8 protein-coding genes and 2 pseudogenes are annotated in these 15,103 nt (G+C 56.4%); 6 read left to right on the forward strand and 4 right to left on the reverse strand.

Annotated features, from left to right (window positions below; translation table 11 throughout):
* A pseudogene (locus tag CO656_RS28915) lies at positions 1-479 on the forward strand (transposase); the annotation flags it as partial.
* 95 nt (positions 480-574) lie between these two features.
* Here the strand turns inward: CO656_RS28915 and CO656_RS31350 are convergent.
* The 3 genes and pseudogenes from CO656_RS31350 to CO656_RS28930 all read right to left on the reverse strand — a co-directional run.
* Positions 575-1,337, reverse strand: a pseudogene (locus CO656_RS31350) (IS256 family transposase); the annotation flags it as partial.
* Positions 1,338-1,535: 198 nt separating this feature from the next.
* Entirely contained in the window at positions 1,536-2,456 is a 921-nt protein-coding gene (locus tag CO656_RS28925; RefSeq protein WP_097528070.1) for a LysR substrate-binding domain-containing protein, read from the reverse strand.
* 707 nt (positions 2,457-3,163) lie between these two features.
* On the reverse strand, positions 3,164-4,399 hold the full coding sequence (locus CO656_RS28930) for an acetyl-CoA carboxylase biotin carboxylase subunit family protein (protein WP_097528071.1): 1,236 nt from the start codon (positions 4,397-4,399) through the stop codon (positions 3,164-3,166).
* Positions 4,400-5,492: 1,093 nt separating this feature from the next.
* On the opposite strand from CO656_RS28930, the gene CO656_RS28935 reads away from it, so the two are divergent.
* Together CO656_RS28935 and CO656_RS28945 are read left to right on the forward strand one after the other, a co-directional pair.
* Complete coding sequence (locus tag CO656_RS28935) at positions 5,493-6,512, forward strand: IS110 family transposase (RefSeq protein ID WP_097528072.1); 1,020 nt, start codon at positions 5,493-5,495, stop codon at positions 6,510-6,512.
* Between the two features lie 803 nt (positions 6,513-7,315).
* Positions 7,316-8,431, forward strand: a complete 1,116-nt coding sequence (locus CO656_RS28945) for a saccharopine dehydrogenase family protein (protein WP_097528074.1) — start codon at positions 7,316-7,318, stop codon at positions 8,429-8,431.
* 275 nt (positions 8,432-8,706) lie between these two features.
* Here the strand turns inward: CO656_RS28945 and CO656_RS31355 are convergent, their stop codons facing one another.
* On the reverse strand, positions 8,707-8,832 hold the full coding sequence (locus CO656_RS31355) for a hypothetical protein (protein WP_272938889.1): 126 nt from the start codon (positions 8,830-8,832) through the stop codon (positions 8,707-8,709).
* Positions 8,833-9,310: 478 nt separating this feature from the next.
* Here CO656_RS31355 and CO656_RS28955 point away from each other — a divergent pair, with 478 nt between their 5' ends.
* Genes CO656_RS28955 through CO656_RS28965 form a run of 3 tightly spaced genes read left to right on the forward strand, consistent with a single transcriptional unit; the run spans position 9,311 to position 14,077 of the window.
* Positions 9,311-10,312 carry a hypothetical protein gene (locus CO656_RS28955; RefSeq protein ID WP_234819720.1) on the forward strand — a complete coding sequence of 334 codons (1,002 nt, stop codon included), beginning with the start codon at positions 9,311-9,313 and terminating at the stop codon, positions 10,310-10,312.
* 10 nt (positions 10,313-10,322) lie between these two features.
* Positions 10,323-11,384 (forward strand): PLP-dependent cysteine synthase family protein, encoded by a 1,062-nt coding sequence (locus CO656_RS28960; RefSeq protein ID WP_097528077.1) that lies wholly within the window; start codon positions 10,323-10,325, stop codon positions 11,382-11,384.
* Positions 11,381-14,077 carry a lyase family protein gene (locus CO656_RS28965; RefSeq protein WP_097528078.1) on the forward strand — a complete coding sequence of 899 codons (2,697 nt, stop codon included), beginning with the start codon at positions 11,381-11,383 and terminating at the stop codon, positions 14,075-14,077. Before CO656_RS28960 ends, CO656_RS28965 begins: the two co-directional genes overlap by 4 nt.
* Positions 14,078-15,103 lie beyond the last annotated feature (1,026 nt).

The raw sequence follows: 15,103 nt of genomic DNA on the forward strand, positions 1-15,103 counted from the left end.
AGCGCGCGATCGAAGCTGTTATTCCGGCAAAGGCAGAGCCAATCCGTAGCCCAGTGCCTATGCGCCGCTTTCGTTACCACGCCAGGCACGATGTTCTTAAATGTCCGCGCGGCAAGATGCTGGCCGCGCCGTCAAACATGGGCGCTTTTTTGCATCTCGAGCAGCCGACTGTCGGCATTGTGATCTGGCTCGACTTTGCCTCTCCGAAGGGCCGCGTCAACAAAGCTGTGGTGCTGGGCGATGACTATCCAGCGCTTCTGCGCGCACGCCGCCGCCGAGAACGCTGGTCAGACGAGGATCGAGCTTTGTACCAGCGTCACCGCTGGCGGTCAGAGGGATATCACGGTGAAGCGAAGACTTGGCACGGGCTATCGAGAGCGATCCGGCGCGGCCTCATAAATATGAAAATCCAAGCCTATCTCACTGCCGCCTCTGTGAACCTAAAGCGGTTAGCCACCGCATTCTTCGCGTTACTGCTGGCGTGCTGGGTAAGCGTTTCGGGAAGAATCCAAGATCTCCAAGGCGACAATAATTTCCTTTCCACACGAACGTCGCGATATTGTTGAAGACGCATTACCGCATTCCTCAACAGCCCCACCCGGCATCTTTGCCAGGTGGCGCTAAGAACCTTGGTGACAGCCGCCTTGAGGCCTTCATGCGCATCGGAGACGACAAGCTTCACACCGCGCAAACCGCGGCGGGTCAGCCGGCGCAGGAACTCCGTCCAGATCGGCTCGGCTTCGGACGTGCCGACTTCCATACCAAGTACCTCACGCCAGCCGTCGCTGTTGACGCCAACGGCGATGATGACGGCAACGGAAACGATGGGCCCGCCGCGGCGGACCTTCAGATAGGTGGCATCGATCCAGATGTATGGCCAGTCACCTTCAATCGGCCTGTCGAGGAACGCCTTCACCTTGACGTCGATCTCCTCGCATAGCCGCGACACCTGGCTCTTGGAGATACCCTCATGCCCATGGCCTTGACCAGATCATCTACCGAGCGCGTCGAGATGCCTGAATGTAGGCTTCCTGAATGACGGCCGTCAGAGCCTTCTCCGCCATTCGACGCGGCTCTAGAAAGCTTGGGAAATAGCTACCCTTGCGCAACTTGGGAATGCGCAGTTCGACGGTCCGGGGCGCGTCTCCCAATCGCGGTCACGGTAGCCGTTGCGCTGGGCGAGCCGCATCGGGCTCTTCTCACCGACCAGCACCGGTCGCGCCGCCAACCTCCAGCTCCATCAACCGTTCGGCCGCAAAGCCAATCATCTCGCGCAACAAATCCGCGTCGGCGCTCTTCTCAACAAGCGAGCGCACGTTCATCATGTCGTTGGTCATCGGTGATCTTTCCATCAGGTTGGTCTTGAACAACCCGACCCTAAATGGAAAACGCTGATGGCCGCCCAAACCTCAGGACCTACACCACCTCCCGGGACACGATCGAGATCGACATCATCACGGCATGTAAAAAACAGCGCACGCTGAAGAGCGGATGATGTCCCAGGAGATGGCATAGCTTCTTTGCCGCAGCCGGGTCTACTCGGGGCCATTTTTCATGCTTGCGCGCCGCGCGGTCGACATTAGCCAGCGCGTAAAAGCGTTTACCTGCGGGTTGACGTCGCCGGCCGGGCTCACTGCAAAATAGCTGTTATGCGTCTTCAGGGGTGTGCCGCTCAGCGGGATCAAAGCGCCACACTCGAGCTCCAATTCAATGAGATATCTGGGTATAAGGGCGGCGCCGATCGAAGACACGGCAGCCGAGATGATCATGGAAAACTGATCGAAATGTCGGCCGCTCATCAGCCGTTTAGCAGTTATTCCTTTCATGGCAAACCATTCAACCCACGCGCTTTCGCGAGTTATGAGATGCAGAAGTGGAGCCTCCGCTATGTGAGCAGGCTCGGTCGCCAAGTATCTATCGCGGAATTTGGGGGATGCAACCGGCAGCATTTCCTCATCGAACAACTTGTTCAAACGTGCGTCCGGCCAGTTGGCCTTCCCGAAATGGATCGCGAGATCGAAGCGTTCTTGTGTGAGATTAAACGGTACGGTGCGGGTCTCAAGCCTGATTTCGATGCTGGGATGATCGTTCAGAAACGTGCCCAATCGCGGGATCATCCAACGGCTGGCAAATGTTGGCAGGACACCGATACGCAACGTGGTATTTCGCCTGCCAGCGGCGATCGCCCGAGCTACTGATTGCTTCAGGTTCTCAAGATCGACTCCCAAATCTGCCGCAAACCGGCTGCCAGCCTCGGTCAGTGTGACGCGTCGTCCCACACGCCGGAACATTGTCACGCCGATCGTCTCCTCGAGTTCCTTAACTTGTTTGCTGACCGCGCTTTGCGTGAGATGAAGTTCCTCCGCCGCCTGTGTAAAGCTTTCATGCCTCGCAGCGCACTCAAAGCTGCGCAACAAGGCGTAAGACGGCAGATTGCGGTTACCTACGGACTGCAAAGGGCACAAACACCTTCTATTAACTGAACTCGCAGTCCAGAGTTAATTGGGCCGCGAAGAGATGACGATCGGCCCGATCGAGAAGTGCAGAGTTCGAGGTATTCCCGGGTGAACCCCTGTTTCGCGCCGGAATCGGGTTGAGAGGATGATTTATTCGAGGCCAGCAATCTTGCCGGTCACATCGACCGTCCTGTCGGAATCCACTGATTGGTGGTGCGGCTATTTTGGTAATCAGGTCATAGGCCCCGCTCATGGATTGAACGAAAAAGACCTCGAGGAGTTTACGAAGCGCCTGAACGCCCCTCCCAGGTGCCTTGAACCTAGTGATGATCATAATTGGGACGAGGCAAGCGCGCGCTGATCGGGATAGAAGCCTCACTCCATTGGTAGAGAAAAATCCTCTCTTGCAAACGAGCGACATTGGTAAGGCCTCGCCCTCGCGTCGTGGTGAATCTCGAAGGTCAACTGCGATGTAGGAGGAGTGCTCATGCAGCTCGTTCGGATGCAAAAACGGACAGCTCAAGGAGGCTTTCGATCCAAATCCGAACGCTCGCCAAGCAATTCGTCGGCGCGTGACCCGCAGCATGCCGGTCCTGCTGTGCGCCCCAATTCAGCTCCCTGCAGGAAACCAGCTCTCTCATGCTCTTAATTGCGCAAGTTGTTCCACCTGGAAGCACCTGCGCTGGTGATCCGGCGGTAGATCGTCTCTATTTTCCAACTGTCGGAAATGGTGTAATCGACCATTTGATTAAGTCGACGGCGCGCTGAAGTATCGTCGCAGTCCGAGCACGGCTGGTTGACTCGGCGATGACATGTCCGATGCGGTCTCTGTAGTCACCCTTCCTGACGATCGGGGTCTTGGGTTTAATGTACAATTTGACCTCGGCCACACCGGGTATGCCGGCCGCGCGACTGTCGCCATCGATCCAATTTAGGATGCCATCGCGATCAGCATTTAGACACTGCGCGGCCGCAAAATGCGAATGCCGTCTGCGCAAGTCCGATTCGTGGCCAACGACAAGCCTGATGTGCTCGGTAATGAGATCGACACCGCAGGCCGCCTGAATAAGCCGAGGACTAGTTCCACCCGCAACGCGCGGGTTGACCTCGATGACGACCGGACCAAGCTTCGTCAATCGGAGATCAACGTTCGTCGGGCCCCAGCCAAGACCGAGAGCTGGCAAACAGCTCCGCGAAACATCGGCGATGTGCTCACGCTCTTCATCAGTTAGCGGGGCCGGACAGGTGAAATGACGGAAAACAAAATGCGGTGGGGGTTCGAATTCGGCGGCGTCAATTCCAACGACCTCATTTCCCATCATATGAGCGCTAAAAAAGGGGCCTTGTGCGAATTCTTCGACCAGTACTCTCGGCGAAGATCGCCACACATGCTGTCCGCCTAACAGATAGTTTGTATGCTCGGCCAACTCCTCGGGGTTCCGGCACAACCGGACTCCGCTGCTGCCGCTGCCCCGAGCTGGCTTAATGATTACCGGCAACCCGATCTTTGTGGCAGCGCGTTCTATCTCCGCCGGATTCGCCGCCAAGTGATAAGCAGGGATCGGAACGCCGGCCTCCGCGAGGAGCTGACGTTGAGTAAATTTGTCGCAGCATCGTGTAATGGATTCGGGGTTTGGTCCCGGTAGATCGAAATGCCTGCAGAGCTTGACGCCCGTCGCATAGACCGACTCGTCGTCGCCTGAAAAGCCCGTAATGCCAGCAAGGTCATAGGTAGCACGCAGCCGGGAACACTCGTCGATCAGCGCATCGAGGTTTTCGGTGTCGACACGGATTGCCTCAATGCCTTCCGCCGCAAGATAGTCGTACTTAGCTGGATCAGTCGATAGGGTGATTGGATGAAGGTTAAGACGTCGGGCCGCTTTCACGTATAGCAGGCCAATACTCCCATGGCCTTCGAGCAGGATGAGCGCTCTTCTTGTCATTGGCACCGAGCTCCGTCGCACGCTGTGCGGCAATCAAAACGTAATAGACATCAACTTTTCAGCTCTGCCCGCCGCTTTGTGGTGAAGCTATCACTGGATCGGTATCGCGGTCGTAAAGATTCTGTAAACTTAGTTGAAGGACCTGTTGCAACATTGCCATCGGTGTGGCCGACTCTTCTGGATCTATCTCGGAGATTTCGAGCTTCGAGATGCCACCGGCTCGTGTATGAGACAGTGATCCTGGGATTGGCTGACGACGGTTTATCCCGCAGCAAAACACGTATCTGCTTCGTCGACAATGCAAAAGAATGGCCGAGGTAGCAGTCGAGATTATGGCCATTCGACTGGCGTTAAGCCCAGTGGCGGTAATAGTGGGCCCAACTTCGCAGGATCAGGTGGAGCTATTGAAGGTTGGAGGGCAGACTACGGGGTGGAGCTCGTTTTGGTAGCTGGGGCCAGCTACAAGAATTGGAGATCGCTTTATGTCGTCAGTGACACTGCCTCCGAGCTGACGACGCCGCCACAACGGTCCTGCTTCGCCACCTGTCGCGGCCGGGACTGATATCCAGGGACGTCAAATTTGGGGTCGGACACAATGTTCCGGGCGATTGTCTTTGGAATAGACAATCTGGGCGTTCGACGAATGCACCTGAAGTTCGCACGTGCCGTTTGAAGCTCGGCCTTGGCAGCGCCTAACTCACCCTTACAGAGGGCGGCTGGTGCTGCAGCCGATAGAGTGATCGGTTCTCTTCCAGACGCAGAAAATATTAGATTTTGCCGATGATGAAAACCTGATGATCCTCGAGTCGGGAGCCTCCACGTCGACTCTCTTTGGCAGCTCACCTGAGTCCGCCGTCCGCCCGCCACCCAGATCGTGTCCCGTGAAGTGGTTGCCTACCCGCAACCTGGCAAGGTCGCCGAATGCCTAAACTACCTTGACGATTGGAATGCGATTAGATGGGATATTCGGCTTTGCGTCTCAGCGTTGACCATTGTGGATTGCGGTGCTGCGCTTCTGGCTGATGGTAAAACGAGGTCTTCTTTCAACAGCCTCAACATCAAAGGAGAAGCGGAGCATGAAACACTATTGTGCATGGATGTGTCGGTGAAAGAGACCGCGGTCTGCATTGTTGATGAGACAGGCAAGATTTGCCGGGAGACGAAAGTTCCCACTCACCCTGAGGATTTGATCTCGGTGATCAAGGACCCGAAGTGGCAGATTGAGCGGATCGGTCTTGAAGCCGGACCACTGTCGCAATGGCTCTATGAAGGACTTGCCAAGGCAGGATTGCCGGTGATCTGCATCGAGACCAGGCATGCCAAGGCATTTTTGAAAGCCCAACCGAATAAGACGGACCGCAACGATGCGCGTGGAATAGCCCAGATGATGCGCGTCAATCTCTACCGGCCTGTGCATGTGAAGACACTGACGAGCCAGAAGCACCGGGCATTGCTGACCGCGCGCAAACTCCTGCAGGAAAAAGCCATCGCCATCGCGAATGACATTCGCGGATTGTTGCGCAACTTCGGCCTGAAAGTCGGATTGGTCGGCACGGTCAAATTCGAGGAGCGGATCAATGAGCTGGTCGAAGACAGGCCTGATCTACACGAAATCATGCAGCCATTGTTGGCTGCACGCAAACTGCTGCGCGACGAGTTCACCAAGCTGCACAAGAAGGTTTTGGATTTGGTCCGCGAGGATGACGTTTGTCGCCGGTTGACGACGATCCCTGGTGTCGGCCCCGTTGTTGCTCTCACCTATACGGCAACCATCGATATCCCTGGCCGGTTTGCACATTCAAAGGCGGTCGGTTCTGTGCTCGGGCTGACGCCGAAACTGAACGAGTCTGGTGAAAGCAAACGGGTCGGGCGAGTATCCTGTTGCGGTGACGCGATGATGCGATCCCTGCTGTACGAAGCAGCGCAAGTCCTGCTTGTAAACGTTAAGAAATGGTCGTGGCTAAAAGCCTGGGCGATGAATATCGCCAGACGCCGCGGAAGGCAAAAGGCGGTTGTAGCGTTGGCCCGACGGCTTGCTGTGATCATGCATCGCATGTGGAGTGACGGAACCGAATTCTGCTGGACACGGGAGAGCTTGCCTGTTGCTGCGTAATTAGCAACCAAGGTGACGAGAACCAAAGGAGACAAGAAGATTCCGCCGCCGGTGGAAAGATGTCCTTCGCAGGACGATGCATGGGGTGAGTTCGCGTGGTTGTTTTGGTACGGTCGTTTATTGCGATCAGGTCGCCGATTAGATTGTTCCGCCTCATTCTTCTGGTCCCATAATGGGAGGGCCACATAGGCCGAGCCCGGAGAGAAGCGCGATACTGCGAAGACATCAATCGCCATAGCTACGGACAGTCAGAAGGTGCTTGACCTCACCACGCCGAATAGAGAAGACAACCACTTGGGGGACGCGCCCGCCACCCAGGCAATCGTCGAAAATCCCGATCCCGAACCGCGCTGCGGCGCTGCAGCCACCGGACATCCCACCGCCCAGATGCAGCCAGAACCCTGCCGAGGATATCATCGCTCAATGCGCGAGCCATATTTCCTCGCCAATTAAAGACCGGAGGAGGGAATCACCGAACGCTGTGAAAAGCCCCCTCATTTGGATTCTTTCATCGGACGCCTCTTAGCGCCCTCCTCACGCGATCTGGCCAGCCGACGAGTTGGAGCACAGCCTATGGCAGCTTCAATGCCTCAACACGGACGTCTGATAGAAAAGGCTGGTTCTGAGGAAGCGCGTGGCCCACCCCTCTCGGCGTGCTGCTATCCTGATTGGTTCGATTACGGGGACTTCGCGCCTGGACCTGCGCTCTGCCCAAAACTTAATGGAAGTTTTACAAAAATCAGGTTCGCGAGGTGTTTAACTGCAGCTACGTCAGAATCGCCGTGCTGCTGCAGGAGGAAACAATGAAAGACATTGTCGTGATCGGATCAGGCAAAATCGGTTCTACGATTGTACGATTGCTGGCGGATACCGGGGACTATCAGGTCACCGTTGTTGACCGAAGCGCCGAACAACTGGTGGAGATCGGAAGCGGTCCTGCGCATTCGACGGCCAACCTCGACATCACCGATGAAGCAGCCTTAGCGGCGCTGCTGTCCGGAAAATTCGCGGTCCTAAGCGCGGCGCCCTTCCAGCTCACCGTCGCCATCGCCAGCGCTGCGGCCAGAGCCGGAACGCATTATCTCGACCTCACGGAAGACGTTGAATCCACGCGGGAGGTGAAGCGGATCGCGAAAACGAGCAAAGCCGCTTTCATTCCACAATGTGGGTTGGCACCGGGGTTTGTTTCCATCGTAGCAAGAGACCTGTCGCGTAAGTTCGACACCCTCGAGGACGTACGGTTGCGCGTCGGCGCCCTCCCGCAGTTTCCGAGCAATGCCTTGAACTATAACCTCACCTGGAGCACCGACGGAGTCATTAACGAGTGCATTCAGCCCTGCGAGGCGATCGCCGACGGCGAGCTCATTGAAGTCCCCGCTCTGGAGGAACGTGAAGAATTCTCGCTCGACGGCGTCACCTACGAAGCCTTCAACACCTCTGGCGGACTCGGAACGCTCTGCGAAACGCTGAAGGGCAAGGTCGACACACTCAACTTCCGGACGATACGCTATCCAGGTCATGCAGCGATCATGAAGGTTCTTTTGCACGACCTGGGGCTACGGCACCGCCGCGATGTCCTGAAGGACATACTCGAACACGCGCTGCCGACCACGGTGCAGGATGTCGTGATCATCTTCGTGACCGTCTCGGGACGCAGAGACGGCCGGTTAGTTCAGGAAACCTACGCGAACAAAATCTACAGCGCTGAGGTGGGCGGGCGTTTCAGAGGCGCAATTCAGATCACCACTGCATCCAGCATCTGCGCGGCCCTCGACCTCCTTAACGGCGGCAAGATCGCAGCGCAGGGCTTCATCCGACAAGAAGATATTGGACTCGACGCATTTCTGGAGAACCGCTTCGGGGCTTGTTATCGGCGAGGAGACGCGGCAAGCCACCGAAGTGCTTGGGTTGCGGCTTGAGCGAGTGTTTTCCGAGATATTTTTGCGGCCCTTACCGATCGTCGATTTAGCCACCACTCCCCTCGTGCGGCCAGGCCAACCCGCAGCTTTGGCGCTGTCCATCGGCAGATCCAGCGGGGGCACAAGCTTGTCGCTGGCAAGCTCTTCGTAGATCAGAACTCGGGGACCAACCACTCGCACGCTGGATCGCCGCTTGTGCGGCCGCCGCGAACTGGACAACGGCATGCCCGGTAAGAAAGGCAAAATTGGTTGGCGATTTCAACAAGGGACGGGTGTTACGACGAGTTAATTGCACGCGGCGTCAACTCTTCCATGAACTCGATCAAACGGCTTTGCGACCGCTGCCCGTTGAATGCTACGTCCTTTGGGTCCTCGAGCCGCTCGACGATGAAGCGCGACATGACCTCCTCGAAATCCGTGAAGACCGGTGACGTCGCTCCACCATCATCACCAGCCAGCTCCCGGTATCAGCATGAGGTTATCGTGGATCGCTTGATCTACAACCCCTCCGTCGAAATCACCGTTGATAAACTTGACTCGCTAAGGGAATGGCCTGCGAACAGATCACTACCAGCAGGCCCCCGGGGGCGAGATCATCCGGCATTCGGGCGATCCATACCACGCCGCGGGCATATGAGGGTGCAACATATCCTACACTAAATTTTACAGAACCTTTGCGACCGCAAATCGCTGACAATGCTACATTCACCCCAAGTCTGAGGTCAGGCACCTGGGCAACCTAGATGCCTGAGAGCATCCCATCGGAAACTCGAGACAATCTTCTGATGACTCGGATCACTTCAATGCACCTGACGGACGAGTGATATGGCGATCCAAAGTTCTACCCATCTTATCGGGCCTTCGGGTAGCGGGGCGAGCGTGTCGACTAGAGAACTTCTTAAAGCGGCCGCCGATCAAGTTTGGAAGCCATACATTCATCATCAGACGTTCGAAGGCGTGGATGCAATCCAGATAGTCGCCGAAGACGGACAGCAGTCAAGGGATTATACTGGCGACGCGCTCTGTTGCGGCACATTCGGCGAGTTGCTGCAAGGCCAGTTACCGGTCGGCTGCGTTCACCGGGACCCTCACTTCTTGGTCACGATGCCCATCGCGGTCTTTGCGCGAGCTCACTTCATGCCGGTCGCAGGCACACGATCCGTAACCGTTTATCCATCACATAAAGTCAAAGCAAAACGACTGGCTGAGAATCTCGTGAGTGCGCTCGGCTCCTCAGGAGGAATCCTCCTTTTGCAATCTGAGCTTCCCGAAGGCAAAGGATTGGCGAGTTCGTCTGCGGATCTTGTTGCGACTGCACGGTCAATCGCCTGCTGCTTCAAGCGTAGGATCCGGACATCATTGATCGAGAAGCTAATGGCGGAGATCGAGCCATCCGACGGGGTGATGTACCCAGGAGTAGTCGCATATCAGCAGCGCGCATGTAGCCTTCTCTCATTCCTTGGGCAAATGCCGCCGCTTGCAATCGTTGGTATCGACGAAGGAGGGATGGTCGAAACCGTCGACTATGATCAACGGCGAGGCGAAATCTCCGTCAGTCACAGAGCAGAATATCGCGAATTACTCGACCGCGCACGGATAGCAATTTCGCAGGGTGACACGACCACGATAGGCAGAATAGCGACGGCCAGCGCGCTCTTGCATCAGGAGCGGGTCCCAAAGGAGCATCTGAACTCGATGCTGAATGCATCCGAGGCCACTGACGCTCTCGGCGTCATAGTCGCGCACAGCGGCACAATGATTGGAATCCTGCTTGATCGCATGGCGGCTGACTTTCCACGGAAGCTTAGGTCCGTGCTCGCCCATGTATCGCCGTTCGACGACTCGCCAAAAATATATCTGACAATGACTGGCTGCCGGTGAGGTAAGCAATATGTACGCTGTTCGCAAACGCCTGCCATTCTCCGGCTATTCTGATGCCTATGCTCTCCCCAGTATTATTAGGTGTGAGACAAATCTTTATCTTGCGCAGTTCGCGTTCATGAAGCTTCTGCCTGCGAAGTACATCCTTGACCAAGCGTTGACTCGAGGGACTTTGATGCACGGAATGAAAGTTCTCGAGACCTCGAGCGGAACCTTCGCGCTTGGTTTGGCTGTAGTTTGCCGGGAACGAGGATTGCAGCTCGAGATTTTCACAGACCCAGTGATGGATAGGGGACTGGAAAACAGATTGAGGTCCTTGGGTGCGGAGGTTTTCATAGTAACTGAAAAGGCGAGGGAGGGTGGATATCAAAGAAGCCGCCTCGACGCATTACACGCTAGGATGAAACAGCTGGGTCACTCCTGCTTTTGGCCACGGCAATACGAAACACCAGACAACCCCGCAGCCTATAAGGTCTTCGCCGACCAAATATCGGGGATGTTGGACGCCGACATAACTTTGGTCGGTTCTGTAGGGTCAGGCGGCTCTACTTGCGGAACGATAGAGGGCCTCCGCCAACAAGCCCCTGGCGCGCGCCTGATTGGAGTGGACACCTTCAATAGTGTCATTTTTGGCCAAGAGGATGGCGAACGGAAACTGCGTGGCCTAGGGAACAGTCTTGTCCCCAAGAACGTGAAGCATGAACTGTATGACGAGGTGCATCTCATCTCGGCTCCGCTCGCATTTGCTGCAACGCGGACCCTCCACGAGCGGCACGCCGTTTTTGCCGGTCCGACCTCCGGAGCGAGCTACATCGTTGGGCGTTGGCGCGCTCGACAGTATCCAAGAGAGACCATAGTTGTCATATGTCCAGATGAAGGTCACCGCTACGTCGAAGCTGCATATGACCACGAGTGGCTCAAGCAGAACGCATGTCTACATGAAAGTAATCTGCTGGACGCCCCGGCAACCGAAAATCATCCCTCGACGGCTCTCCCACCATGGAACCGATATCATTGGGATCGGAGAAGCCGGGAAGCTGTCCTAAACGTGCTGGAGAATGCTTCATCATGAACCGGGGTAGCTTCCTTTTCGTGGAAAGTAACACGACCGGCACTGGCGAACTATTGATGAAGCGGGCGCGAGTCCTGGGTTTTGAGCCCTATCTCGTCACGCGCAATCCTGCACGCTATCGGTATCTTAACGACTCCTTCGCTCAAGTGATCGAAGCTGAAACGCGTAGTCCGGATGAACTCATCGGGGTGGCCGCCAAATTAGGCAGGCTGGGAGGAATATATTCATCGTCGGACTATTTTGTGGAAACAGCGTCTCGTGTCGCGACGGCAATGGGGTTACCAGCACCGAACCCGGAGGCTGTAGCCACATGCCGGAACAAATGGAAACAAGCGGCCGAGTTACAGCGGCAATCAATCACGATCCCTGAAACTCGCTTAGCCACATCCATCAGAGATGTCGAGAACATTCTTACCCAAGCTTCTCTGCCGGTCGTCGTGAAGCCGGTCTCCGGAAGCGGTAGTAGCGGCGTGCGGTTGTGTGATAGTGCCACAGCCGCCATCCAGGCGTTTGAGAGTGCAAAGGACGTGCTGTTAGATCAAGTGGATCTGCCCAGTCCCGACATCCTTATCCAGCAATATATAGAAGGTAAGGAATACTCTGCAGAGATAATTGCCTACGATGGAGCGCTGCATTGCCTTGGAATTCTTGCCAAGCACAAGGGGCCGGCTCCCTGCTTCATCGAGGTAGGGCACGACTTCCCGGCCCCGCTTCCTGAGACATTACTCGGGGAACTGACCTCTTTTGCCGCAGGCGCGGTGTCGGCCCTGGGCCTGACGTTCGGCCCGGCTCATGTGGAGTTCGTCATAACGGAGACGGGCCCCGTCATCATTGAGGTCAACCCCAGGCTGGCTGGAGGAATGATTCCGGTCATGCTCTCGCACGCCTTGGGCACGTCAATTCTTGACATGGTGATTAGACTTTACGCGGGAGATGGGTTTACGCCTCCACGCGCGAACGCAAGGGCGGGAGCTATCCGTTTCCAACTCGTTCATAAATCCGGCAAGCTCAAACGCCTGAGCTTTTCTCGAAGTCCAGAGCCGACAGTGCCGGAGGCGGGGCTGCTGAAATCTGAGGGGGAGGAAGTTCAAATACATGGCGACTTCAGAGACCGGGTAGCCTACGCCGTAGGCGTCGCTGATGAACTCAATGCCGCCGCCGCGGCAGCTCAACGGATGATCGATTCGACGGTGATCGATGTCGCGCCGGCTACTCGAGAGCAGGACGACAAGCAAGTCAGTGGGTCAAGCCAGGGCAAGTGGAACTTACATCCCGAAGCGATGAAGTTACTCGCTCCGGCTATCGAAATCTCGCGCGATGGTCGCCTTCTGCGGTACCAAGCGGTCATAGACCAAGCACATCTGGTGATGCTTTCCGACCAGGGCTTGGTCAGCCAAACAGTCGCTGCCGGTCTCCTCAGGCACATCTTGGACCTCCAGGACGAGAGCTTTCAATCTTTGGAGGGACGCGATGCTCCGCGTGGTGTCTATCTGGCCTATGAGGCCGAACTTGCCGCAAGAGCTGGCCCTGAAAGGGCCGGCTGGCTGCATCTTGCGAGGTCCCGCAACGACTTGAACGCGACCATTTCTCTCCTGGTACTTCGGGAAGCTGCGTGTTCCATCTCGCAACAGATAGGAACTGCACAAGATGCCGTGCTCCATCGAGTGGGGGAAGCATCGAGACTCGTGGCTCCGTTGTACAGTCAGTATCAGATCGCGCTCCCCGGATCGCCAGGGCACTACCTGCTTGGCGTCTTCTTCGCTCTGGGGCGCGAGCGCCAGCGCCTTCATCGTTTGCTGGAAGACATCAGGAACTGCCCTATGGGAGCTGGTGCTGGCGGAGGCACCAGCATGCCTATAGATCCGATGAAGACCGCAAGTCTTTTGGGATTCGAACTACCGTCCTTCAACTCACTTGATGCTGTTGCAAGCCGCGATCATCACCTGCAAGCGCTTTCAATCTTCGCTGGCGTTTCAATCTTGCTCAGTCGTGTGGCTCAGGACCTGCAGGTTTGGACGACGCGCGAGTTCGCTCTCATCGACATTCCCGACAATCTCGCCGGCGGCTCTTCCATGCTCCCGCAAAAAAAGAACCCGTTTCTGCTTGAACACATAAAGGCGTCGGCGAGCACCGTGGTTGGTGCATACGTTTCTGCGGCAATCGCAACCTGCAAAGCGCCTTTCAGTAACTCCATCGAAGCAAGCAACTACGGCTGCTCTCCGCTGGGCCTTGCAGAGGATGCTCTGAAGCGGGCAATCACCCTCACAGCGCTAATCGTGAAGTCCATGTATTTCAACTTACATTCGATGCGTGAAAATCTGGAAGACGGCTCACCGATGACGGCCGTCGCCGCCGAGCGGATGGCGTGGCGAGGGGTTCCTTTCAGGAAGGCCCACACACTAGTTGGCGAGATCGCCAGTCGCGTGTCTCAGGATAGCGTGGCGGAGCGTCGAAGCGAGCTGGCCAGCCAACTCGCTGGCGTACTACCGGCGACCCTCGAAGAGTGCAGAGATGCTTTGCAGTTCGGAGGAGGACCAGGAATAAGATCAACCGGCGACCAGCTTTCTGTAGCAAAAAAGCTCCTTCGGGACATGCAGCTGAAATGCGCCGATATATCGGAACGCTGGACGCGCGCTGAGGTGCTCCGCAAAAGGAGGGTGAAAGAACTCATTGATCAACACCCCGCTGCCTGAAGGAGTGCATACGGACAAGGTCCAATATTGCCGGGTGCCTTGACTTGGCAATGGGGTCGCCTCGGCGAGTACTGCAGATAGTCTCTTCTGCGCTGCCTTGGCGAGGACGCAGAAGATGCCTGTCGCCAAGCAGCCTAAGCGGCTGCCGTGGAACTACTCACTTGGCGCCGGCAGGACGTAGCCTGATGGCTCGCAACCTTATTTCGTTCGATTACCGCAGGTCAACATGGAACAGCAGAACTCACACCGCGGCCTTTTGAAGATTCCTGGCCTGTTTACTCCGATCGTTGCTGCGACCTTGTCCTGTCTGGCCAGCCGCATGTTCGTCCTCACACTGTTTCTCTTCGTGTTGGCGCAGTTTTCGTCACCGGCCTTGGCAGGGTGGCTTACATTTGCAGCGATCGTTCCTGGCCTGATTGTAAGCCCTGTCGCGGGCGTCCTGCTTGATCGGCTAGGCCCTACAATCGGTGTCAGATCGACATGATCGCCCGACCTGCATTCGTTGCCGCGATCAGCTTCGCTGGTTGGTCCAGTCAGCCGGTCCTCTTCATCCTCGTAATGCTGTACTCGATCACCGGACCCTTAGGCGTCGCGGGAACCAGCACTCAGCTGTCCCGACTGGTTCATCATATGGGCCTGCGCCTCGTCGTCCTCGCCTACGTACAAGTAGGTGGTTGACCAATGGGACTACGTACTAAGATGGTGTCAATCGGTGGCGAAAATTCACCCCCAGTATCGGCATCCGTTTTTCCGCTTTTTGGAGAATCTAATCCAAGTGCAACAATGGCGAGTGGAGCGTAGGGGATTACCCGCAATCGCGCAAATGCCGCATGAACACCTCGGCTACTGTCTAGCCAAGGCACTTCCTAGGTGGGCAAGGGCGACCAGCTGCTGCTGGCTGACGGCGAATAGGTCCGTATCGCCCCGTTTCCCCGAACAAGAGGTGATAAATGGCGATGCCGAGAGGACCACAGGCGTTCCCCAGGAGTGAATACTTGCAGCGCCTGTCCGTCGTTAAGGCGGAGA

The organism is Sinorhizobium sp. FG01 (assembly GCF_002531875.1).
Taxonomy (GTDB): Bacteria; Pseudomonadota; Alphaproteobacteria; order Rhizobiales; family Rhizobiaceae; genus Sinorhizobium; species Sinorhizobium fredii_C.

Excerpts from the sequence above, each read along its gene's own strand:
- CO656_RS28930 (WP_097528071.1), bottom strand. The coding sequence starts at position 4,399 with ATGACAAGAAGAGCGCTCATCCTGCTCGAAGGCCATGGGAGTATTGGC.
- CO656_RS28935 (WP_097528072.1), top strand. The coding sequence starts at position 5,493 with ATGGATGTGTCGGTGAAAGAGACCGCGGTCTGCATTGTTGATGAGACA.
- CO656_RS28945 (WP_097528074.1), top strand. The coding sequence starts at position 7,316 with ATGAAAGACATTGTCGTGATCGGATCAGGCAAAATCGGTTCTACGATT.
- CO656_RS31355 (WP_272938889.1), bottom strand. The coding sequence starts at position 8,832 with ATGTCGCGCTTCATCGTCGAGCGGCTCGAGGACCCAAAGGACGTAGCA.
- CO656_RS28960 (WP_097528077.1), top strand. The coding sequence starts at position 10,323 with ATGTACGCTGTTCGCAAACGCCTGCCATTCTCCGGCTATTCTGATGCC.
- CO656_RS28965 (WP_097528078.1), top strand. The coding sequence starts at position 11,381 with ATGAACCGGGGTAGCTTCCTTTTCGTGGAAAGTAACACGACCGGCACT.